This is a genomic window from Janthinobacterium sp. CG3, assembly GCF_000344615.1.
Lineage (GTDB): Bacteria > Pseudomonadota > Gammaproteobacteria > Burkholderiales > Burkholderiaceae_D > Janthinobacterium.
In genome coordinates, this window is sequence record NZ_KB467824.1 from 2,661,743 (window position 1) to 2,684,296 (window position 22,554).

General features: G+C 66.6%; 22 protein-coding genes. 12 read left to right on the top strand and 10 right to left on the bottom strand.

Annotation, left to right across the window (positions count from 1 at the left end; translation table 11 throughout):
• Position 1: 1 nt before the first annotated feature.
• Both JANGC3_RS0111580 and JANGC3_RS0111585 read right to left on the bottom strand, forming a co-directional pair.
• Positions 2-379 (bottom strand): BlaI/MecI/CopY family transcriptional regulator, encoded by a 378-nt coding sequence (locus JANGC3_RS0111580; protein ID WP_017876654.1) that lies wholly within the window; start codon positions 377-379, stop codon positions 2-4.
• A 114-nt stretch (positions 380-493) separates the two neighbouring features.
• Positions 494-2,212 (bottom strand): methyl-accepting chemotaxis protein, encoded by a 1,719-nt coding sequence (locus JANGC3_RS0111585; RefSeq protein ID WP_026132866.1) that lies wholly within the window; start codon positions 2,210-2,212, stop codon positions 494-496.
• Positions 2,213-2,517: 305 nt separating this feature from the next.
• Between JANGC3_RS0111585 and JANGC3_RS0111590 the strand changes: the two genes are divergently transcribed.
• The 5 genes from JANGC3_RS0111590 to JANGC3_RS0111610 all read left to right on the top strand — a co-directional run bounded on the left by JANGC3_RS0111590 (position 2,518) and on the right by JANGC3_RS0111610 (position 6,935).
• Complete coding sequence (locus JANGC3_RS0111590; RefSeq protein WP_026132867.1) at positions 2,518-3,894, top strand: DEAD/DEAH box helicase; 1,377 nt, start codon at positions 2,518-2,520, stop codon at positions 3,892-3,894.
• A gap of 187 nt (positions 3,895-4,081) precedes the next feature.
• The gene (gene otnI / locus JANGC3_RS0111595) at positions 4,082-4,864 is read left to right on the top strand and encodes a 2-oxo-tetronate isomerase (protein WP_017876657.1); all 783 of its coding nucleotides are present in this window, start codon (positions 4,082-4,084) and stop codon (positions 4,862-4,864) included.
• Between the two features lie 123 nt (positions 4,865-4,987).
• Positions 4,988-5,830: a hypothetical protein gene (locus tag JANGC3_RS29120; RefSeq protein WP_017876658.1), complete on the top strand. Its 843-nt coding sequence runs from the start codon at positions 4,988-4,990 to the stop codon at positions 5,828-5,830.
• 23 nt (positions 5,831-5,853) lie between these two features.
• Complete coding sequence (locus JANGC3_RS29125) at positions 5,854-6,339, top strand: hypothetical protein (RefSeq protein WP_017876659.1); 486 nt, start codon at positions 5,854-5,856, stop codon at positions 6,337-6,339.
• A gap of 224 nt (positions 6,340-6,563) precedes the next feature.
• Entirely contained in the window at positions 6,564-6,935 is a 372-nt protein-coding gene (locus JANGC3_RS0111610; RefSeq protein WP_017876660.1) for a TraR/DksA family transcriptional regulator, read from the top strand.
• 248 nt (positions 6,936-7,183) lie between these two features.
• Here JANGC3_RS0111610 and phbB read toward each other — a convergent pair whose 3' ends face one another.
• Positions 7,184-7,930 carry an acetoacetyl-CoA reductase gene (gene phbB, locus JANGC3_RS0111615; RefSeq protein ID WP_017876661.1) on the bottom strand — a complete coding sequence of 249 codons (747 nt, stop codon included), beginning with the start codon at positions 7,928-7,930 and terminating at the stop codon, positions 7,184-7,186.
• Positions 7,931-8,106: 176 nt separating this feature from the next.
• Between phbB and JANGC3_RS0111620 the strand changes: the two genes are divergently transcribed.
• Positions 8,107-8,976 carry a universal stress protein gene (locus JANGC3_RS0111620; RefSeq protein WP_017876662.1) on the top strand — a complete coding sequence of 290 codons (870 nt, stop codon included), beginning with the start codon at positions 8,107-8,109 and terminating at the stop codon, positions 8,974-8,976.
• A gap of 164 nt (positions 8,977-9,140) precedes the next feature.
• Here JANGC3_RS0111620 and JANGC3_RS0111625 read toward each other — a convergent pair whose 3' ends face one another.
• Together JANGC3_RS0111625 and JANGC3_RS0111630 are read right to left on the bottom strand one after the other, a co-directional pair.
• On the bottom strand, positions 9,141-9,497 hold the full coding sequence (locus tag JANGC3_RS0111625; RefSeq protein ID WP_035787640.1) for a hypothetical protein: 357 nt from the start codon (positions 9,495-9,497) through the stop codon (positions 9,141-9,143).
• 214 nt (positions 9,498-9,711) lie between these two features.
• Positions 9,712-10,266, bottom strand: a complete 555-nt coding sequence (locus tag JANGC3_RS0111630; RefSeq protein WP_017876664.1) for a hypothetical protein — start codon at positions 10,264-10,266, stop codon at positions 9,712-9,714.
• Positions 10,267-10,484: 218 nt separating this feature from the next.
• Between JANGC3_RS0111630 and JANGC3_RS31500 the strand changes: the two genes are divergently transcribed.
• The 6 genes from JANGC3_RS31500 to JANGC3_RS0111660 all read left to right on the top strand — a co-directional run bounded on the left by JANGC3_RS31500 (position 10,485) and on the right by JANGC3_RS0111660 (position 17,982).
• The gene (locus JANGC3_RS31500) at positions 10,485-13,445 is read left to right on the top strand and encodes an EAL domain-containing protein (RefSeq protein WP_017876665.1); all 2,961 of its coding nucleotides are present in this window, start codon (positions 10,485-10,487) and stop codon (positions 13,443-13,445) included.
• Positions 13,442-13,771, top strand: coding sequence for a hypothetical protein (locus tag JANGC3_RS29135; protein WP_157406576.1), 330 nt, complete (start codon positions 13,442-13,444; stop codon positions 13,769-13,771). Before JANGC3_RS31500 ends, JANGC3_RS29135 begins: the two co-directional genes overlap by 4 nt.
• 2 nt (positions 13,772-13,773) lie before the next feature.
• Complete coding sequence (locus JANGC3_RS0111645; RefSeq protein ID WP_017876667.1) at positions 13,774-14,616, top strand: HDOD domain-containing protein; 843 nt, start codon at positions 13,774-13,776, stop codon at positions 14,614-14,616.
• Positions 14,617-14,632: 16 nt separating this feature from the next.
• Positions 14,633-16,093 (top strand): ATP-binding protein, encoded by a 1,461-nt coding sequence (locus JANGC3_RS0111650; RefSeq protein ID WP_017876668.1) that lies wholly within the window; start codon positions 14,633-14,635, stop codon positions 16,091-16,093.
• Positions 16,090-17,433 (top strand): HD domain-containing phosphohydrolase, encoded by a 1,344-nt coding sequence (locus tag JANGC3_RS0111655; RefSeq protein WP_026132868.1) that lies wholly within the window; start codon positions 16,090-16,092, stop codon positions 17,431-17,433. The genes JANGC3_RS0111650 and JANGC3_RS0111655 overlap by 4 nt, the downstream gene beginning before the upstream one ends.
• 63 nt (positions 17,434-17,496) lie before the next feature.
• The gene (locus tag JANGC3_RS0111660) at positions 17,497-17,982 is read left to right on the top strand and encodes a hypothetical protein (RefSeq protein WP_017876670.1); all 486 of its coding nucleotides are present in this window, start codon (positions 17,497-17,499) and stop codon (positions 17,980-17,982) included.
• 23 nt (positions 17,983-18,005) lie between these two features.
• On the opposite strand, the gene JANGC3_RS0111665 is transcribed toward JANGC3_RS0111660, so the two are convergent.
• The 5 genes from JANGC3_RS0111665 to JANGC3_RS0111685 form a co-directional block, all read right to left on the bottom strand.
• On the bottom strand, positions 18,006-18,749 hold the full coding sequence (locus JANGC3_RS0111665; RefSeq protein WP_017876671.1) for an amino acid ABC transporter ATP-binding protein: 744 nt from the start codon (positions 18,747-18,749) through the stop codon (positions 18,006-18,008).
• Positions 18,746-19,441, bottom strand: coding sequence for an amino acid ABC transporter permease (locus tag JANGC3_RS0111670; RefSeq protein ID WP_017876672.1), 696 nt, complete (start codon positions 19,439-19,441; stop codon positions 18,746-18,748). The genes JANGC3_RS0111665 and JANGC3_RS0111670 overlap by 4 nt, the downstream gene beginning before the upstream one ends.
• Positions 19,441-20,136, bottom strand: coding sequence for an amino acid ABC transporter permease (locus JANGC3_RS0111675; protein ID WP_026132869.1), 696 nt, complete (start codon positions 20,134-20,136; stop codon positions 19,441-19,443). Before JANGC3_RS0111675 ends, JANGC3_RS0111670 begins: the two co-directional genes overlap by 1 nt.
• Positions 20,137-20,187: 51 nt before the next feature.
• The gene (locus JANGC3_RS0111680) at positions 20,188-21,027 is read right to left on the bottom strand and encodes an ABC transporter substrate-binding protein (RefSeq protein ID WP_017876674.1); all 840 of its coding nucleotides are present in this window, start codon (positions 21,025-21,027) and stop codon (positions 20,188-20,190) included.
• Positions 21,028-21,172: 145 nt separating this feature from the next.
• Positions 21,173-22,495 (bottom strand): ATP-binding protein, encoded by a 1,323-nt coding sequence (locus tag JANGC3_RS0111685; protein WP_017876675.1) that lies wholly within the window; start codon positions 22,493-22,495, stop codon positions 21,173-21,175.
• Positions 22,496-22,554: the final 59 nt, after the last annotated feature.

Consider the following 22,554-nt stretch of genomic DNA (forward strand, 5'->3'; position numbering starts at 1 on the left):
CTTACTCCTTGGCGTCGCCGGGCCAGTCTTGCAGCAACTGTTCCAGCTCGGCCAGTTCGTCCTGGTCGACCAGCTTGCTACCGCTGAACATGTTGACCGGCAGCGGACTATCGAGTTCCATCACGCGGCGCCCGAAGTCGCGGGCGAACGCGGCCAGCGTGGCGACCTTGTCCAGTTCGGCGCGGTAGACCAGCATGCCGTGCAGGCTCTGCTGGCTAAGCATGTGTTTCTCCAGCATGCGCTCAAGCGTCTTGCGGGTCGACGAAAACGACCAGCCCAGCTCGTCGGCGGCGCCCTCGTGGATTTCGCGCGCGCTCAGCGGTTGCTGTTTCCACAGCACCTTCAGCAGGCTCAGTTCGGTGACGGATGGGGTGGACATCTGCGGTACTCCGTTTGTGACTAACGAAGCAATTATGCGACATGCGTCACATAAGATCAAGCTTTTCATGCGACATCCGTCGCACGCCCTCCCCTCCGGCGCCGCCCTATGCCGTCAGAACGCCTCCCAAGCGTCGCCGGCGCCGGCCTTGGCCTGCGGCGCAGCCCGGCTCCGCACGGCGTTGGCCGTGGCGGCAAGGCGCGGCGGCGCCGCCCGCGGTGTCAACTTGCCCACCGGCTGCGCGCGCGGCCGCGGCGTCGGCGCGCTCGCGGCGGGCGCGTGATTGGTCTTGAACACGCTGACCGCGGTGGCCAGGCTGGCGGCCTGGTCCTGCATCGACGCCGCCGCCGCGGCCGCCTGTTCGACCAGCGCGGCGTTTTGCTGCGTCACCTGGTCCATCTGGACGATGGCCTGGTTGACCTGCTCGATGCCGGTGCGCTGCTCGTCGCTGGCCGAGGAAATCTGGTTGACGATGTCGCTGACCCTTTGCACGCTGGCGACGATGTCGCGCATGGTGGTGCCGGCCTGGTCGACCAGCCGGGTGCCGATGTCGACCTGCTCGACCGAGTCGTCGATCAGGGTCTTGATTTCCTTGGCCGCGCCGGCCGAGCGCTGCGCCAGGTTGCGCACCTCGGAGGCAACCACGGCGAAGCCGCGGCCCTGCTCACCGGCCCGGGCCGCCTCGACCGCCGCGTTCAGCGCCAGAATATTGGTCTGGAAGGCGATGCCGTCGATGACGCCGATGATGTCGACGATCTTGCGCGAGGACGAGTTGATCGAGCCCATCGTCTCGACCACCCGCCCCACCACCGCGCCGCCGCGCACCGCCACCTCGGACGCCGAATGGGCCAGGTCGCTGGCCTGGCGCGCGCTCTCGGCGTTTTGCTGCACCGTGCTGGTCAACTCTTCCATCGACGAGGCGGTCTCTTCGAGCGAGCTGGCCTGCTGCTCGGTGCGCGAGGACAGGTCCAGATTCCCGCTGGCGATCTGGCCGGAGGCGGTGGCGATGGTGTCGGTGCCGCCGCGCACCTCGCCGACGATTTTGACCAGGCTCTCGTTCATGTCCTTGAGCGCCTGCATTAGTTCGCCCGTCTCGTCGCGCGAGCTCACCACCACCTGCGCCGTCAAATCGCCGTGGGCGACGCGCTTGGCCAGGTCGATGGCGGTGCGCAGCGGCCCGCTGATGTTGCGCCCCAGCCAGTACGCGACCAGCGCCGCCAGCAGCGCCGTCAGCAGGCCGCCGCCCAGCAGCACCGCGCCGGTCTGGGTTTGCAGGCCGGCAAGCGCTTGCCCGCGCTGCGCCAGCAGCGCGGACTCGGTTTTACCGATCTCGTCGAGCATGCCGCGCATCGCGTCCATGCCCTGTTTGCCGCGGCCCTGGCGCTCCAGCGCCACTGCGGCGGCGATCTTCTCGGCGTCGTCGGCGGCGTCCTTGCGCAGCGCCAGCACCGGCTCGATGCCCGCCGCCATCCACTGGCGCTGGGCCTCCTCCATCTTGAGCAGGCGCTGCTGCTGGAGCGGATTGTCCGACGTCAGCGCGCGCGCCTTGTCGAGACGCGCCTTGAAGCCGGTCTTGCCCATATTCAAAGGTTCCAGCGACGCCTCCTGGCCGGTGATGACATAGCCGCGTTCGCCGGTTTCAATGTTGATCAGGTTTTCGAGCATGCCGTCGACCTCGTCGAGCACCTCGTAGGTGTGGGCGTTGATCGCGTTGGCCTGCGCCAGCGTGGCGAAATTGGCCAGCGCCACGGCGACCATCACGCCCAGCAGCGCGATCACGCAGGCGAAGCCCAGATAGAGGCGGGTGGTAATCTTCATATCGGCTAGTTTCATGCTTTCCTCTGGATAAATGGACGCGGCAACAGCAGCGATTCAATGACGGGCGCCAATAAATATTACCGGCAATCGCCCCGCCACGCCCGCGATTTCATACCGGACCGACCGGATTACAACAGCGCCGCGCCGGCCCGCGTCCCATTGCCGGCCTGAAACAATTAACGCCGCCAATCACAACGCTGTTATACTCCGTGCGTGCGGCACATACGACCAGTCCCCTTGCCGCTGTCTTCTGACCCTAATCTGATTGCCTGCGACTGGCGCCTTTCTCGGCGACAGGCCGATCTCACAATAAAGCTACCATGTCCTTTTCCTCACTCGGTTTGTCCGACGCCATCGTCCGTGCAGTTACCGAACACGGCTACACCGTACCGACCCCGATCCAGACTCAAGCGATTCCAGCGGTGCTGGGCGGCGGCGATTTGCTGGCCGGCGCGCAAACCGGCACCGGCAAGACCGCCGGCTTCACGCTGCCGGTCTTGCACCGCCTGTCGACCGACGCCAACGGCGCCGCGCTGACCGGCAACACCTCGACGCGTCCGATCCGCGCGCTGATCCTGACCCCGACCCGCGAACTCGCGGCCCAGGTCGAGGAAAGCGTACGCGTGTACGGCAAGTACACCAAACTGAACTCGGCCGTGATCTTCGGCGGCGTTGGCATCAACCCGCAGATCAAGCAGCTCAAGCATGGCGTCGACATCCTGGTGGCCACGCCCGGCCGCCTGCTCGACCACATGGGCCAGGGCACGGTGAACCTGTCGAAGGTCGAAATCCTGATCCTCGACGAAGCCGACCGCATGCTCGACATGGGCTTCATCCGCGACATTAAAAAAGTGCTGGCGGTACTGCCGCCGAAACGCCAGAACCTGCTGTTCTCGGCCACCTTCTCGGAAGAGATCAAGGCCCTGGCCGACGGCCTGCTGAACAAGCCGGCAATGATCGAGGTGGCGCGCCGCAACTCGACCGTCGAAGTCATCGCCCAGAAGATCCACCCGGTCGACCGCGACAAGAAGCACCCGATGCTGTCGTACCTGATCAAAACCAACAACTGGACCCAGGTGCTGGTATTCACCCGCACCAAGCACGGCGCCAACAAGCTCGTCGAGCAACTCGGCGCCGACGGCATCGGCGCGCTGGCGATCCACGGCAACAAGAGCCAGTCGGCGCGCACCCGCGCGCTGGCCGAGTTCAAGGACGGCACGCTGCAAGTGCTGGTCGCCACCGACATCGCCGCGCGCGGTATCGACATCGACCAGTTGCCGCACGTCGTCAACTACGACCTGCCGAACATCCCGGAAGACTATGTGCACCGTATCGGCCGCACCGGCCGCGCCGGCGCCACCGGCGAAGCGGTCTCGCTGGTTTGCGTGGACGAGCACGAAATGCTCAAGGACATCGAAAAGCTGATCAAGCAAACGCTGCCGCGCCAAGTCATCGCCGGCTTTGAGCCGGACCTGAACGCCCGCGCCCAGCCTGTGCAATTGCGCAGCGGCACCGGCGGCCACCGCAACGGCCGCGCGCCGGCCGGTACCACGGTGCGCGTCAAGGCGGCCGGCGGCGGCGCCAAGCCACGCAGCGCCGGCGGCGGCGGCGCGGCCGGCGGCGCCCGTAGCGGTGGCGGCGGCGGTGGCGCCCCACGCTCGGCGGCAACGCACCGCTCCGGCGGCCGCGGCCGCTAAGCAGCAGCCAGCCAGCAGCAAACAAAACCGCCCGGATGCAAGTCCGCGGCGGTTTTTTATTTGGGCCGCGCCCGCTTGAACCTTGCGGCAGCCCCATACCAGGGGCAAAGAGCCGGGGTCGGGTCCCCGGGGTCTGCCCCCCCTTGGTTTTGCTTTAAGATAGCAACACCCACTGCCCCTGCACCCCATGCCCAAATTCGCCGCCAACCTGTCCATGCTCTTCACCGAGTACGATTTCCTCGAGCGTTTCGGCGCCGCCCGGCAAGCCGGCTTCGACGCCGTCGAATTCCTCTTCCCCTACGCCTACGAAGCGCGCGACATCGCCGAGCAACTGCGCCGCCACGGCCTGACGCTGGTGCTGCACAACATGCCGGCCGGCGACTGGGCCGCCGGCGAACGCGGCATGGCCTGCGACCCGCTGCGCACGGCCGAGTTCCGCGGCGGCGTCGACCTGGCGCTGCGCTACGCCGCCGCGCTGGGCGTCAAGCAACTCCACTGCATGGCCGGCATCACGCCGCCGCACGCCAACGCCGAACTGGCCCGCGCCACCTTCGTCGACAACCTGCGCTACGCCGCCGACCGCTGCCGGCCGCACGGCGTCGACGTGCTGATCGAACCGATCAATACCTACGACATGCCCGGCTATTTCCTGTCGCGCAGCGCGCAGGCCCTGGCCATCATCGCCGACTGCGGCCGCGGCAATCTGTTCCTGCAATACGACATCTATCATATGCAACGCATGGAGGGCGAGCTGAGCAACACGATTCGCGCCAACCTGGCGTCGATCAAGCATATACAACTGGCCGACACGCCCGGACGGCACGAGCCGGGCAGCGGCGAAATCAACTACCGCCACCTGTTCGCCCTGCTCGACGGGATCGGCTACACCGGCTGGATTGGCTGCGAATACCGGCCGCGCGCCGGCACCGACGCCGGGCTGGGCTGGCGCGCCGCGCTAAGCGACGTTTAGCTCCCCCCCGTCGGCGCGGCCGCGGCCGACCCGCCGGCGCCTTGTTTTCGCTCAAGACGGCGCCCGCAGCCAGGCGCAACAATATCCTATCAATAGGACAGGTAAACGTTGCCGAAAGAACGCATGAAACTCCGCCACTGTATCATCGCGCTGGGACTGGCAATTACCCTGGGCGGCTGCGCCACCGCCAGCAAGGAGCGCATGCGTGAGGTGCGCGAATTTGCCGCCGAGTCGGCCAAATTGGACGCCTTCGCCGAATTGAGCGAGCGCTACCGTGACACCTACCAGCGCGAACAACCGTATCTGTCGCGGCAGGCCGACGCGCGCGAACGCGAACTCGACGTCCGCCGCCGCGCCGCCTACGACGACATCGTACGCATCCAGCAAGCGGTGGTGCGCTACCTGCACACGCTGGGCACGCTGGCCGGCGCCGAGCAAAAGCGCCACCCCGCGCCGGCCGCGCAAGCCGGCGCCGCCATCCAGTCCTGGCCCGACAGCGGCATCGACGAGCGCCACGTCGCCGCCTACACCAGCCTGACCACGCTGGTCGCGAACACGCTCAGCGCGCCCTACCAGGACCGCGCCGTGCGCGCCATGGTCAATGACGGCGACGCGCCCTTGCGCAGTCTGCTCGACGCAATGGCGGCGCTGCTGCGCTACTACGACAAAACCGGCGCCAACGAAAAGCGCATCGTGCTCGGCCTGTTCGACATTGAAATCGCCTTCGCCGACGCGCCGCGCGACCGTCTGCTGGCCACGCTGGCCAGGGCGCACCAGCAAAACAAGGCGGCCGAATACAGCCTGGTCGAGCGGCGCCACCGCGTGGCCGAGCACAACCTGGCCGCGCTTATCCAGGGCCAGCGCGCACTGGCCGCGCAACTGGGGCAGCCGCCAGAACCGACGCCAGCGGCGCCCGGCGCCGACGTGCGCGCCAGCCGCGCCGCGCCCGACGCCAGCCAGCACTGAAGAGCCAGCAAGGAGAAACCCGCATGGATTACCAAGACCGGAAAGACCCGGCGCTGGCCAGCGCCAGCCAGGTCGAGCAGTTGGCCGACAGCTTGTCTGACGCGGCCGACGCGCTGCACACGCGCGTGATGCGGGCGATCCGCAAGCGCCCGCTGGGGGGCGCCGCCCCGCCCGGCCTGGAGCTGGTGCTCAGCCAGGCCGAGGCGCAAACCATGTTCGACGCCGAGGTCAGCCTGCGCCAGCGCGCCAACGAACTCTACATCGACGCCGGCGGCTACGCGCTACAGGGCTTGGACACGTCGCAGCACAGCCTGATGGAGCTAACCGACACGGCCAAACAAAAAATCGCCCGGATCAACAACCTGAAAGACTTGATCGCCATTGGCAGCGACCTGCTGACCCTGGCCGGCGCCGTCATCGCCGGCAAACCCGACCGCGTCGCCAAGGCGCTGGGGCACATGCACGAGCATTTCGCCGGTTTGAAAAAGGACAAAGCCGGCCCGGGCTGACGCCGCCGCGCGGCGTCGGGGATGGCGTCAGAGGGACGCGAACGCTGAAATTTACACCAAAGGCAAAGAGCCGGGGCCAGACCTTCTGGCCCTGCATTTACGCCGCTGCACAGACGCGCGCGGCCCCGTTGAGCTGAGTCAATCGAAACGCCTCAAGTACCTCAAGCCGGACGCCGGACGATGGGCTACCATGGCTGGGTAGGCACACCCCGGGCGGAGCGGCAATGAACGGACTGGACCAGGCACAAATTTCGCGGCTGCAAAGCTTGCTGGAACGGCGCAAGGTTTCGCTGCTCAGCCAGCTTGCCGACGACGCCGTCGCGGCCGGCCTGCGCGCGGGCGCCTCCAGCGAAATCGAGGCCTCGCCGGCCGACAACGCCAGCCTGCGCACCTTGAACGAGCTGGTCAACGAAGCGGCCGAGCACAACGCCGCGCAACTGCGCACCGTCAAGCATGCGCTCGCCAAATTTAAAGACGACAGCTACGGCATCTGCGAAAGCTGCGGCGAAGCCATCGGCGTCTCGCGCCTCGACGCCCGCCCGGAGGCGCGCTTTTGCATCGCCTGCCAGACGAATATGGAAAAGGCCCGCAGATAAGGCGCCTGATCGACGCTTACGCTGCGGGCCCCGCCACTACACGCGCTCTTTACTACGATGCTTTACCGCTGTGCTTTACCGCTGCGCTTTACTGCTTTTTTACCAGTGATTCATTACTGATTCACCACTGGCGCATGGACTACCCGTCTTTACCGCCACGGCACGCGCCGCTTGCTACCACTCGCCGGACCTGCGTCTATGCGCCGCCTCGGCGGTGTTGTCTCCTCCACTGCCCCTTGCCGGCCCGCTCAGCTCATGTGCTGGCCGCCGTTGATCGCGATATTGGCGCCCGTCACGAAACCGGCCTCCTCCGACGTCAGGTAGGCCACCAGCGCGGCCACCTCGTCGGGTTCGCCCAGGCGCCCGACCGGAATTTGCGGCAGGATCTTGGTCGCCATGATTTCGCCCGGCACCTTCGTCACCATGCGCGTGCGCAAATAGCCGGGCGAGACGGTGTTGACGGTAATGCCGTGGCGCGCCACTTCCAGCGCCAGCGCCTTGGTGAAACCGTGCATGCCGGCCTTGGCGGCGGCGTAGTTGCTCTGGCCGAAGGCGCCCTTCTGGCCGTTGACGGACGAAATATTGATGATGCGGCCCCATTTTTGCGCCAGCATCGGCTCCAGCGCCTGCTTGCTCATGTTGAACACGCTGTCGAGGTTGGTGCGCAGCACCGTGCTCCAATCCTCCGGTTTCATATTGCGCATGCTCTGGTCGCGCGTGATGCCGGCGTTGTTCACCAATATGTCGATGCGCCCCATCTCCGCCAGCAGCTTTTGCATCATCCATTCGCAGTCGGCGTAGTCGGCCACGTCGACCTTGTAGCCGGTGAAGCGGAAGCCCTCGTCCTTTTCCGCCTCGATCCAGTGCTGGGCCTGGTCGTTGCCGGGTGAATACGTCGCCGCCACCGTGTAACCGGCCTTGTGCAGGCGGCGGCAAATCGCCGTGCCCAGGCCGCCCATACCGCCCGTTACCAGGGCCACTTTTTTATCGTCCATGTCTACTCCTCGTCGCTGATTATTGTTTTTACAATTAAAAACCTAGTCTATGAGGTGCGCCTGCACTCGATATTGCGTTGGATCAAACGCCCAGCTTGCTCCCGGCTGAGCGGCGACAGGGCGCGCGCGCGCGTTTTCCGGTACCATGGAAGGATCCGCACTGTAAGGACCACGCCATGTCCTATAAAACCGTACTCGTGCATATCGACGACGGCGCCTCCGCCGGCGCGCGCATCGACCTTGCCGCCGCCATCGCGCGCAGCCAGGGCGGCCACCTGGTCGGCGTGGCACTCACCGGCGTCTCGCGCTTCCTTTACCAGAACGTCACCAACATCGACGACGACCCGAACCTGGCGCTGCACCTGAGCTTTTTGCGCGAGCGCGCCGGCCACGCCCTGACCGGCTTCGAGCAGCGCATGGCGGCGCTGGGCCTGGACGGGTTCGAACAGAGCGTCGTCGACGACGAGGCCGGCGGCGGCGTCAGCCTGCTGGCGCGCTACGCCGACCTGGTCGTCATTGGCCAGTTGAACCCGGCGCAACCGTCGAGCGCCGTCATGAGCGACTTTCCCGCCTATGTCGTGATCCATTCCGGCCGGCCCGTGCTGATCGTGCCGTACGCCGGCGCGGCGGCGGCGGCGCCGCGCCGCGCGCTCATTTCCTGGAACGCCAGCAAGGAGGCCAGCCGCGCCGTCAGCGCCGCGCTGCCGCTGCTGAAACAGGCGGCCGAAGTACACATTGTCGTGCTCGACGCCGAGCAAAACGCCGCCGAGCACGGCGCCGACCCGGGCGCCGAGATCGCGCTCTACCTGCGCCGCCACGGCGTGATCGGTAACATCGCGCTGCGCCAGTCGCCGCGCCAAGGCGGCCGCGGCCGCCGCCGCCCCGGCGCCGTCGGCGACACCCTGCTCTCGCACGCGGCCGACCTGGCGGCCGACCTGCTGGTGATGGGCGCCTACGGCCACTCGCGCTTTCGCGAAACCATTCTCGGCGGCGTCACCCGCACGGTGCTCGAAAGCATGACGATTCCGGTGCTGATGGCGCATTAGGCGGACAGTCGGGCATTCAGGTAGGCGGCTTCGGCGTGGCAACGATTCACACCAAGGGCGTAGCCCCGGGGTTAACCTGAAGGTTTGGCCCCGGCTGGTTGCCTCGGGTGGATGTTCAGCGTTGCCGGCCCGCGCAATGAACGGCAAGGGGGGCGGCGCGGCCACTAGCCGTCCGAATGCCACGGCTGGCTACGGATCTTGGCGACCTGGCGTTGCGCCAGCCACGTCCACAACTGCAGCGCGTCCGGCTGGCTCAGCGCCGCCATCCGCCTCGGGCTGGCCAGGGCGATCTCGCAATCGCGGTCCGACCATTCCTCGAATTTGACGTCGCCGCCGCCGCTCACTTCGACCTCGTACATCAAGCCGTCGTCGTAGCCGAAACGCAGCACGGCCGCGCCGGCGCCTTCCGCGCCGGACGGCGCGCGGTACACCTCGCCCAGCGCCTCGGCCAGTTGCGCCGCCGACGGCGCCGCCACGTCGCGCCCGTCCACCCTGGTGAGAACCACCCATGCTTGTGTCATTGACGCGTCCTCCTATCAATACTCGTTAGCGCTCCTCTGGCGGCGGCGTTGCGGCGGCGGCCATGGTCCACTTCGGCATGGGCCGGTGGCAAGGTACTAATTTCATACTAACAGGAATAATACCGACATTGTGCCTTTAAAGTAGGCAAATTATTCGGCCCGCCCGCGCCCGCCCGCGAGGCGGCGGCGCGCCGCCGGGCGGCGCCAACGCCCGTCAGCGCGCCGGAACGGGCAGGCTGAGCGGGTCGAAATCGACCCAGTCGCCGTCGACGATATCGCCCTGCGCCCGTTCGATGTGCTCGGCGCCCAGTCCGCCCAGCAGCGCCAGCGCGCGCTCCTGCTCGGCCGCGTCGGCGCAGGCGACGGCGATCAACATGCCTGGCCGGCGCGGTTCGAGGCGGTTTTCACCGCCCCGTTCCGCCTCGCCGGCCTCCTTCATGTTGTGCAGGCTATACAGCGAGCCGACGTGGGCGCCAACCAGCGCCCCCACCACCGGCCCGGCCGGCCCGGTCACCAGCGCGGTCGCCGCGCCGATTGCCGCGCCGATCGCGCCGCCGGCGACGACGCCCTTGCCCACGCCCTGCGGCGTGTCCTTGGCGCCCGGCGAAATGTCGCGGTCGCCGCCGTACTCGTAGACGTCGTGCTGGCCCGGCTGGTTGACGTAAAAGGCGCTGATGCGCGCCTCGGCGAATCCGTCCCGCACTAGCGCGGCGCGGGCCTCGTCGATTTGCTGCTGCAACTGGAAATGGCCTGCAATGATGTCGCTCATGATGTTTCCTCCAAAGTAGTTGGCGTGTGCCAGCGAGGGTGCGCCAAAGCCGGCGGCGCCTCTGTACGCGGCCGCACGTTGGGCGCGAATGCAAAAAATGTTCCGGCGGCACGGCAAAGCCAATCTTTCGCCGTATAATAAAATGCCACCGCAGCCGTGGTCGCAGCGGGCGGGGCCACCCCTCCCGGACGCCAGCTCTGTAAGGATGGGACAGTTTGATGGACGCAAACCAGAAGCAAGCCAGTGAAGCGCCCGCCGGCACGACGCCGGACGCGCGCGCCGCCGCCCACAGCGGCTTGCAGGCCAGCTTCGACCAGGCCCCGGTCGGCATCGTCCACCTCGACCTGGCCGGTTTTTTCCTGCACGCCAACGAGCGCATGTGCAAACTGCTCGACTTCGCCGAATCCGAGTTGGTCGGCAAACATTTTACGCGGCGCATGGTGTCCGACGACGGCGCGGCCCTGCAGGCCGACATGGCGCGCCTACTCGCCAGCCCCGGCGCCAGCAGCAAGCACGAGGTACGCCTGATCCGCCGCGGCGGCACGCTGAACTGGGCGCAGATCGCCAGCTACTGTATCGTCGACGCCGCCGGCCAGCCCGAGCATCTGCTGTGGTGGGTCAGCGACCTCGAGCCCCGGCGCCAGCTCAAGGACATGCTGCAACTGTCGAACCGGGCGCTGGCGGCGTCGCTGAACGGCGTGCTGATCTGCGACGCCAGCCAGGCCTCGCTGCCGATCATGTACGCCAACCCGGCCTTTTGCCGCATGAGCGGCTACGAGCTGATCGACGTGATGGGGCGCAACTGCCGCTTCCTGCAAAACGACGACCGCGAACAGGCCGGCGTCGCCGCCGTGCGCCAGGCCATCGGCAACCGCGAGCAAGTCCAGGTGGTGCTGCGCAACTACCGCAAGGACGGCACGCTGTTCTGGAACGAGTTGCAAATCTCGCCGGTGCCCGACGAGCGCGGCGAGGTCACCCACTACATCGGCATCCTCAACGACATCACCGCCTTCAAGCAAAACGAGGAGCGCCTGGCCTTCCTGGCGGTGCACGACGAACTGACCGGCCTGCCCAACCGCAGCCTGTTCAACGACCGCCTGCGGCAGGCCATCCTGCAGTCCAGCCGCCACGCCAACGCCGTCGCGCTGCTGTGCCTGGGCATCGACAACGTCAACCTGGTCAACGCCAGCCTGGGCCACGCCGCCGGCGACCAACTGCTGCGCGACAGCGCCGCGCGCCTGCTGGCCTGCCTGCGCAGCCACCACACCGTCTCCCGCCACGGCGGCAACGAGTTCGTCATCATCCTCGACGAGGTCGACAGCGCCGCCGACATCACCGCCGCCTGCGACGACATCTTCGCCTGCCTGGGCGCCGCCTTCGCGCTCGAGGACCACAACGTGCACGCCGTCTGCAGCATCGGCGTCACGCTCTACCCGCAGGACGGCAGCGACCCCGCCACGCTGCTGCGCTACGCCGACATGGCGCGGGCGCGCGCGCGCGAACAGGGCGGCGGCAAGTACCAGTACTTCGACACCGGCATGAACCTGCGCACGCTCGAACGCATCGGCATCGAGGCGGCGCTGCGCCAGGCCATCGCCGGCGACGAGCTGCAACTGATGTACCAGCCGCTGGTGGACCTGCAAACCGGGCGCATCGCCAGCCTGGAGGCGCTGGTGCGCTGGCAGCGCCCCGGCGCCGGCCTGCTGGCGGCCGGCGAATTCGTGCCGCTGGCCGAACAGAGCGGCCTGATCGGCAACGTCGGCGACTGGGTGCTGCGGCGCGCCTGCCAGGACATGCGCGCCTGGCGCGACGCCGGCCAGCCCGACCTGAAAATCGCCATCAACATCTCGCCGCGCCAGTTCCGCGACCCGCAACTGGCCGGCGCGGTGGCCGCCGCCCTCAACGAGTTCGGCCTCGGCCCGGACGCGCTCAGCCTGGAGATCACCGAGGCCGCGCTGACCGAGGACGCCAAGGCCAGCGCCTACAGCCTGGCCCAGTTCAAGGCGCTCGGCGTGTGCCTGACGCTGGACGACTTCGGCACCGGCCACTCCTCGCTGAGCAACCTGAAGCAGTTCGCCTTCGACCTCGTCAAGATCGACCACGCCTTCATCAGCGACATCGTCACCAACATCGACGACGCCGCGCTGTCGAAGACCATCATCTCGATGGCCCACAACCTGGGCATCAAGGTGGTCGCCGAGGGCGTCGAGACCGAGGCCCAGTGCGACTTTTTGCGGCGCAATATGTGCGACCTGATCCAGGGCTACTTCTTCGCCGCGCCGATGGCGCCGCACGACATCAGCGCGCTGCTGCGCGAGGGTCGCTGCCTGCCGCCGCACCTGCTGCGCATGCAAAAGCAAAAGCGCACGCTGCTGCTGGTCGACGACGAGCAAAACATCGTCGCCTCGCTCAAGCGCCTGCTGCGCCGCGACGACTACCAGATCTTCACCGCCAACAGCGGCCAGGAGGGCCTGGACCTGCTGGCGCACCAGCAGATCGACGTGATCGTCTCGGACCAGCGCATGCCCGGCATGATCGGCGCCGACTTCCTGCGCGCGGCCAAGCAGTTGTACCCGGACACGATCCGCATCATGCTCTCGGGCTACACCGAGCTGCAATCGGTGACCGACGCCGTCAACGAGGGCGCGATCTACAAATTCCTGACCAAGCCGTGGGAGGACGACCTGCTGCGCGGCCACATCGCCGCCGCCTTCCACCTGAAGGAGATCTCCGACGAGAACGAGCGCCTGAACCTGGAGGTGCGCACCGCCAACCACGAGCTGGCCTCGGCCAACCGCAAGATGGAGGAGCTGCTGCGCCAGAAGCAGCAGCAGATCAGCCGCGACGAGGTCAGCCTGAACATCGCCCGCGAACTGCTGCAATTCCTGCCGCTGCCGGTGATCGGCATGGACGACGACGGCATGATCGCCTTCATCAACGCGGCCGCCGACACGCTGTTCCGGCGCGCCGGCGCGCTGCTCGGCAACGAGGCCAGCCTGGTCTTGCCGGACCTGTTCGAGGACGGCGCCGTGCCCGGCGCCGCCAACACCCACATCGCCGAGGTCGACGGCGTGGCCTACTCGATCGCCGTGTACCCGATGGGCGCCAACTCGGCCTCGCGCGGCAGCCTGATCACGCTGAGCCGCTGCGCCGCGCCGCTGTGCGGGGCGGCGCCGTGAGCGCCCAGGCGCAGCGCATCGAACTCGACGCGGCGCGCGCCGGCATGGTGCTGGCCGGCGACCTGCGCGACGCCAACGGCAGCGTGCTGCTGCCCGACGGCGCCACCCTGACCGAGGCCAACCTGGCGTCGCTGCGCCGGCGCGGCGTCGACGCTTGCAGCGTGCTGCCGGCCGACGCCGGCGACGCCGCCGAGGACGCGGCGGCGCGGGCGGCGCGCGTGGCGCAGCAACTGCGCCGGCTGGAGCGGCTGTTCCGCCGCAGCGCCGCCGAGGAAGCCACGCCGCGGCTGCTGCAACTGCTGACCACCTACCGCGAGAACGGATGAACATGGCCGCCCTGTCAATCGAGGACATCGTCAAACGCATCCAAGACCTGCCGTCGCTGCCGGTGGTGGTGATGGAGCTGCTGTCGACGATGCAGGAGGAGGACGTCGACGTCCACCTGCTGGCCGGGAAAATCACGCTGGACCAGTCGCTGACGGCGAAAACGCTGCGCCTGGCCAACTCCTCGTTCTACGGCATGCAGTCGAAGGTCACGTCGATCCAGCAAGCCATCGCGGTGCTCGGCTTCCACAGCATCCGCACGCTGGTGACGGCCTGCTCGGTGACCGGCGCCATCGCCCCGCTGCCGGGCAGCCGCTTCGACTTCCCGGGCTTCTGGCGCCATTCGGTGGCCACCGCCGTGGCCGCCAAGGCGCTGGCGCCGCGGCTGCGCCAGAACGCCGAAACCGCCTTCACCGCCGGCCTGCTGCACGACCTCGGCACGCTGGTGCTGGCGACCCGCTTCCCGGCCCAGTACGAGGAGGCGCTGGCGTGGCGCCGCGCCCACGACTGCGGCACCGCCGAGGCCGAGCGAGCGGTGTTCGGCCTGGACCACGCCGTGGTCGGCGGCGCGCTGGCGGCCCACTGGAAATTCCCGGCGGCGATCCAGGGCGCCGTCGCCAGCCACCACGAGCTGCTGGAACAGGACGTCGCCTCGCTGCCGCTGGCAATCCACGTGGCCGACATCCTGGCCCACGCGCTCGACCTGTCGGGCCAGGAAGACGAGCTGGTGCCGGCCATGTCGGCGCGGGTTTGGCGCACCCTGGCGCTGAGCGACGAGGCCGGGCTGGCGCTGCTGCGCGAGACCGAGCACGCCTTCCACGAGATGAGCCAGATCCTGGTCGGCTGACGGAGGGCGCCCGCGTATGAGCAAACTGAACGACACGCCGCACCCGCCCCCCGCCGAGCCGCCGGCGGCGCCGGCGTCGATCGCGCTGTCGGAGTTTTTCGACGGCCACCCGGTGGCCACCTTCGCCATCGACACCGACCACGTCATCACGCACTGGAACAAGGCCTGCGAGCACCTGCTGGGCTGGAACACGGCCGAGATGGTGGGCGCGCGCAGCAAGCACGGCCTGGCCTTTTACGCGCGCGAGCGGCCCATGCTGTCGGACTTGATCGTCGACGCCGACAGCGTCGCGCTGGCGCGCCACCAACGCTCGGCGGTGATCCCGGGCGCCTACGAGGCCGAGGACTTCTTCCCCAACATCGGCGAGGGCGGCCACTGGCTGCACTTCACCGCCGCGCCGCTGCGCGACGGCGACGGCAACATCGTCGGCGCCATCGAAACCATGCGCGACGTCACCGAGCGGCGCGTCGCCGAGAACGCGCTGCGGCGCGCCCACGACAACCTCGGCCACATCGTCGAGAAGCGCACCGCCCAGCTGGCCGAGGCCAACGAGCGGCTCGAGGACGATATCCGCCAGCGCGAGGTCGCCGACGCCGAACTGCGCCGGCGCAACCTCGAATTGACCGAACTGAACGACAAGCTGTCGATGACCCAGCAGCAACTGCTACAGTCGGAGAAACTGGCCTCGATCGGCCAGCTGGCGGCCGGCGTGGCGCACGAGATCAACAACCCGATCGGCTACATTTTTTCCAACTTCGGCACCCTGCAGGGCTACCTCGACAGCCTGTTCGCCATGCTGCGCGCCTACCAGGACGCCGAGGCCAGCGTCGCCGCGCCGGCGCTGGCCATGGCGCTGCGGACGATGCGCGAGCAAATCGACCTGGACTTCCTGCGCGAGGACATCCCGGTGCTGATGGGCGAGTCGAAGGAAGGCATCGTGCGGGTGCGCCACATCGTCCAGGACTTGAAGGATTTTTCGCGCGTCGACGCCAGCCAGGAATGGGTCTGGGCCAATTTGCACCACGGCATCGACTCGACGCTGAACATCGTCAGCAACGAGGTCAAATACAAGGCCGACGTCGTCAAGGAATACGCCGACATCCCCGATATCGAATGCCTGCCGTCGCAGATCAACCAGGTGGTCATGAACCTGGTCGTCAACGCCGCCCACGCCATCGGCGAGCGGCGCGGCACCATCACGGTGCGCACCGGCTGCGACGACGCCTCGGTCTGGCTGGAGGTGGCCGACAACGGCGCCGGCATCGCCCGCGAAAACCTGTCGCGCATCTTCGACCCCTTCTTCACCACCAAGGCCATCGGCAAGGGAACCGGGCTGGGACTGTCGCTGTCCTATGGCATCGTGCAAAAACACGAGGGCCGCATCGAGGTCGACAGCGAACCCGGCCGCGGCACCACATTTCGCATCACGCTGCCAATCCGGCACGCCGAACAGCAAGGCAAGGACCCCCATTCATGACAGAAGCATTATTCGCCCCGGCCCCGCCCGTCGCCACGCCGCCCCTGACCTTGCTGTGCGTCGACGACGAGCCGAACATCCTGTCGTCGCTGCGGCGCCTGTTCCGCGCCAAGGGCTACCGCGTGCTCACCGCCGAGGGCGGCGCGGCCGGCCTCGAGGTATTGGAAAAGGAGGCGGTCGACCTGGTTATTTCCGACATGCGCATGCCGGAAATGGACGGCGCCCAATTCCTGGCCCAGGTGCGCCAGCGCTGGCCCGGCGTGATCCGCCTGCTGCTGACCGGCTATTCGGACATCCAGTCCATCCTCGACGCCATCAACTGCGGCGAGATCTACCGTTACATCACCAAGCCGTGGGACGACAACGACATCGCGCTGGTGGTGCGCCACGCGCTCGAGCGGCGCGTGCTGGAGCAGGAAAAACTGCGCCTCGAACGCCTGACCCAGCAGCAGAACGACCAGCTCAAGACGCTCAACCAGAGCCTGGAGGCGAAGGTCGAGGCGCGCACCCAGCAGTTGAAGAAGACCCATGACGAGGTGTTGCAGGCCAACGAAAAACTCAAGAGCAACTTCGTCACCACCATCAAACTGTTTTCCAGCATCATCGAAATGCGCGGCGGCAGCCTGAACGGCCACTCGCGCCGCACCGCCGACCTGGCGCGCCGCATCGGCGTCGAGATGGCGCTGCCGGGCAAGGAAATCCAGGAAATCTTCATCGCCGCGCTGCTGCTCGACATCGGCAAGATCGGCTTCAGCGACGAGTTGCTGAGTACGCCGCTGACGTCGATGACCGGCGACACCCTGGGCCTGTTCCGCAAGCACCCGGTGCGCGCCGAGCAATTGCTGATGGCGCTGGACGACCTGCGCGGCGCCGCCACCGTGTTGCGCTCGCAAATGGAGCGCTTCGACGGCGCCGGCTTCCCCGACGCCCTGGCCGGGCTGGCCATTCCGCTGGGCGCGCGCATCCTGGCGCTGGCGTCCGACTACGACAATTTGCAGATCGGCGCGATGGTGCAGCGCCAATTGCGCGCCGACGAGGCCAAGCAACTAATCTACGACAGCAGCGGCAAGCGTTACGACCCGATGGTGGTGGCGGCCTTCCGCCAGCTCATGGACGGCAACAACGGCGACGCCGCCGGCAACGGCGACGTCGCCGCGCTGTCGGGCGAACTGGTGCCGGGCATGAAATTGTCGCGCGACCTGATCAGCCGCGACGGCCTGATGCTGCTGGCGGCCGACCACGTGCTCGACGCCCGCCTGATCCAGCAGGTGCAGGACTTCGAGGCCAAGGGCGGCGGCCGCCTAACCATCCGCATCTACCACCAGCCGAAACCCGCGTAACGCGGCGCCGGCGCGGCGGCGGGCGCTATAATGCGCTCCCGAAATGAACGATAGGCGGATGCGATGCAGTGGCAACGGAACAAGCGCTTGCGGTACCGCTGCGACGAGCAGACGTTTTCGATTTCATTATTGCCGTCCGTCTCCCGCGTCCTGATCCTGCTGGTCCTGGATACCTTCATCCTCGTGGCGGTGATTGGCTCGCTCGGCGAGCCCACCCACAAGACCAACGACGGCCCGCTGGCGTACAGCATGTTCGCCCTGTTCGTGCTCTGGCCGTGGTTCAACGACCTGGTGAAATGGCTCCCCACCACGGTCTACCGCGACGGCCGCCTGCACCGCCCGCTCAAGCGCGCCAGCGCGGACCCCGCGCGGATGACCGTGTATTACTCCTGCGGCGGTAAATTTACCAGCCTCGGCATCAGCTACCCGAACGGCAACGGCGGGCGCCGCAAATTCGAGCTCAAGGAGGCGGACGGCGGCTGCGGCGGCATGGCCGAGGTCGGGCAAAAACTGGCGACCTGGCTCAACGTGCGCTATACAGTCACCTAGCGCCAGGCGCCGTGGTCAGGGGCTCAAAACCCGCGCGCGAACGGCGTGCGGATATCCGACAAAAATTGCCGCGCGCGCGGATGCTGCGGCCGGTTGAAAAACTCGTCCGGCGTGGCGCGTTCGAGCACCCTGCCCTGGTCCATGAACAGCACCCGGTCGGCCACCTCGCGCGCGAAACCCATTTCGTGCGTCACGCACACCATGGTCATGCCGTCGCGCGCCAGGTCGCGCATCACCAGCAGCACCTCGCCGACCATTTCCGGATCGAGCGCGCTGGTGGGCTCGTCGAACAACATCAGCGGCGGCTGCATCGCCAGCGCCCGGGCGATCGCCACGCGCTGCTGCTGGCCGCCCGACAACTGCGCCGGCAGCGCGCCGGCCTTGTGCGCCAGGCCGACGCGCTCAAGCAGCGCCAGCGCGCGCTTCTCGGCGTCGGCCCGGCTCAGGCCGCGCAACTTGGCCGGCGCCAGCGCGCAATTGTCGAGCACCGTCAAATGCGGAAAAAGATTGAACTGCTGGAACACGAAACCGATATGCGAGCGGAACTGGTTCAAGTCCAGCCCCGGCGCATGGATGTCCTGGCCGTCCACCTCGATGCGGCCCGAGCCGATCGGTTCGAGCCGATTCAGCGTGCGGATCAAGGTCGACTTGCCGGAACCGGAAGGGCCGCACACCACCACCACCTCGCCCTTGCCGACGTGCTCGGTGACGTCGACCAGCGCGTGGTAGTCGCCATAGAATTTATTTACCTTGTCAAACTTGATCATACGGCGAACGCTCTTTTCCGCTTGGCGCCGCGCTGCTCAAGCCAGAAGGCGAAGCGCGACAGGCCGAAGCACAGGATGAAATAGGTGAGGCCCAGCAGGAAGTACACCTCGGTGGATTTGGTCAGCACTTGCACATTGATCTGCGAGGCGATGAAGGCAACCTCGGTCAGGCCGATGATGTAGCCCAGCGACGTCTCCTTGATGGTCGAGACGAACTGGTTCACCAGCGACGGCAGCGTATTGCGCAGCGCCTGCGGCAGCACGATATGGCGCATCGTCGCGACATAGCCGAGGCCGAGCGAACGGGCCGACTCGACCTGTCCGGCCGGCAAGCCGTGGATGCCGGCGCGGATAATCTCGGCCAGGTAGACCCCGTCGAAAATCACCAGCGCCGTCAACATCGTGCTGAACTGGTCGGTCTTGTGCCCGGTCACGCTGGGCAGGAAGAAATAGGCCCAAAAGATCACCAGCAACAGCGGCGTGCCGCGCACCACGTACACCAGCGCCGTCACCGGCCAGCGCAGCGCCCGGTAGGGGCTGACGCGCGCCATGCCCAGCAACAAGCCAAGTGGCAGGCTGAGCAGCAAGCCCAGCGCCGCCAGCAACAGGGTCAGGGCCAAGCCGCCCAGCGGCCCGTTCGGGTATTGCCCGATCAGAAAATAGACCCAGTAATTTTGTATCACTTCAAGCATCACGCCCCCCTGCGCGCATAGCGCTGTTGCGACCACGCGGCCAGCGCGCTAATGAACAGCGACACCGACAGGTAGCAGACGGTGGCGAAGGCGAACGCCTCGACGCTGCGAAACGAGGTGGTCTCGACCCGCTGCGCCTGGTACATCAGCTCGGCGACGCCGATCACGGTGGCGATGCTGGTGTTTTTCCACAGGTTCAAGGTTTGCGAAATCAGCGGCGGGGTCGTCACGCGCAACGCCTGCGGCAGGATGAACAGGCGCATCGTCGCCAGGAAGCCGAAGCCGAGCGCGCGGCCGGCCTCGAACTGCTGCGGCGGAATAGCGCGGATGCCGCTGCGGATATCCTCGGCCATATAGGCGGCGGTGTACAGGGTCAGCGCCACGACCGCACCGACGGCCTCGATGTTGCCGGCGTACAGGCTTTCCTTCCACGCCTGCGGCAGCAATTCCGGCGCGCCGAAATACCAGAACAGCATGTGCGCCAGCAGCGGCACGTTGCGGATCGCTTCGACGAAGGCGAAGCCGCAGGCGTTCAAGGCGCGCGACGGCGCCAGCCGCAGCAGCGCCACCGCGACGGCCAGCGGCACGGCAAAGACCAGCGTGACGGCGCTCAATTGCAGGGAAATGCGCAGGCCGGACAGCAGCCAGTCGTGATAGTTACCGGACAGGAGTAATGCGAGATCGAAATGAGCCATGATGTCGTGCGCAAGCGCCGCCCGCGCGGGGCGGGCGGCGCCGTGCGGCCGTTACGCCTCGACCTTGTCCGAATCGAACTTGAAGGTCCGCTTCTCGAATTTCAGCTTGGTGGCCGGACCGTACCATTTAAAGAACAGCTTCTCGCCGTCGCCGGATTTTTCCAGGTCGCGCAGCACGCCGTCGACCAGTGTTTTCAAGCCGGTTTCGCCCTTCTTGATGCCCAGCGCCAGCGCCTCGGTGCTGATACTTTGCGGCAGCACCAGATAGTCCTTCTGCGCCGCGCCCAGCTTGGCGAAATTGTTCAGCAGCGAAGCCTCGTCGTCGACATAGCCGGCGCCCTTGCCCTGCTGCAGCGCCAGGTAGGCCTGCACCGTGGTTTCATAGGTAACCACGTCGACCGACGGCACCGCCTTACGGATGTTCGGCTCCTGCGTGCCGCCTTTGACGGTCAACACTTTTTTCCCGGCCAGCGCGGCCACGGTGGCGATGTTGCTGCTTTTCTTGACCAGCACCTTTTGGCCGGTGATGAAGGTGGAAATCGAAAAATCGACCAGCGCCTCGCGCTCCCTGTTATGCGTCAGCGACGCCGCCAGGATATCCACCCGGCCCTGTTGCAGCTCTGGGATGCGGGCGGCCACCGCCAATTGCTTGATGCCGACCTTGACGCCGAGCTTTTTCGCCACCGCGTTGCACAGGTCGACCTCGTAGCCGACGATCTGGCGCGACTTCGGATCGACGAAACTGTTCGGCTCGTCGGTACCGAGCACGCCGCAGACCAGCTCGCCCTTGGACTTGATATCGGCGAGCTGATCGGCGTGCGCCAGCGGAGCGATAAGCGACCCGGCGGCGACGGCGGCGGCGACGGCGAAACGATGGAAGCGGTAATGCATAGGATTCTCCTTGGCGTGATCGGGATGCGCTGATTGCACATGCCCGCCATTAGACCCGACGCCGTTAAGATGGAAAACGAATGGTTTCGCGCATCGATATGCGGAAAATGGAAGGAAAACGCAGCGACAAGAAAGCCGAACCTAGTTACGTCCCGGCCTGGCCGCCCGGCGGGTTGACCGGCAGGCGTATCGTGAAGACGGTGCCTTTGCCGACTTCCGAGGCGACCTCGATCTTGCCGCCGTGCTTAGTGACGATGCCATACGACAGCGACAAACCCAGCCCGGTGCCGCTGCCGACCGGTTTGGTGGTGAAAAACGGCTCGAAGATGCGGTTCAGGTTTTCCGGCGGAATGCCGCCGCCGGTGTCGGCGACCTCAACCCACACCCAATCGTTGGCGCAGCCGGTGCGAATGGTAATGGTGCCGCGGTCCTTGATGGCGTGGCTGGCGTTGACCAGCAGATTCATGAACACTTGGTTCAGCTGCGACGCCAGGCATTTCACCGGCGGCAACACGCCATAGTGCTTCTCGACCGCGGCCTTGTACTTGATCTCGTTGGAGACGATGTTCAAGGTAGTGTCGAGGCCGTGGTGCAGGTCGGCGATTTGCCACTCGGTTTCGCCGACATGGGAGAAATCCTTGAGCGACTGGACGATGTCGCGCACCCGCTTCAAGCCGTCCATCGACTCCCGCACCAAGTCGTTGACGTCGTCCCTCAGGAAAGCCAGGTCGGCGCTTTCGCGGATTTGCGCGACGCGTGCGGCCATCTCCGAATTGCCCTTGAGCGTGGCGATGGATTGCTCGTACTGGTCGATGACGCCGAACAGCGTCGTCACATACCCTTGCAGCGAACCCATGTTGGAATTGACGAAACCGACCGGATTGTTGATTTCATGGGCGATGCCGGCGGCCAACTGGCCGATGGACGCCATCTTCTCCGATTGCAGCAACTGGTCGTGCGCTTCCTGCAGCTTACCGATCAGCAACTGCTGCTCCTCGCCCTTCGCCTGCAGCGCCTCCTCCATCGTCTTGCGGCTGGTGATGTCGGTGAGCGAGCCGATCACCTCCAGCGGCGCGCCCTGCTCGTCGCGGATCAGGCGCAGCGTGTCGTGCATCCACAGATAAGTGCCGTCGCTGGCGCGGAAGCGGTATTCATAAGCGCGCTGGCCCTCGGAAAACACCAGCGCCAGGCTGGAGAAGATACTCGGCGCGTCGTCCGGGTGGATATGATCGAACCAGAAATTGGGATCGGCCACCATCTCCTCGGGCCGGTAACCCAGCACATTCAAGGCGTTGTTGCTGACGAAGGTCATCTTGAAGTCGCCGCTGGGCACGGTGCAATAAATGATCGCGGGCGTATTGTCGACCAAATATTGCAACCGAACAATGGGCGAGGCGGCTTCGCGCGGCGCGGCCACCGGCGCGGCCGGGGCATCGGACGAAAAAAACTCGAATTCCTCAAACTGCATAAGCGGGGCCTCGCTTTGGAGCAAATCTGCTGGGTGCGCGCCGCCGCAGTCGGCGGTAT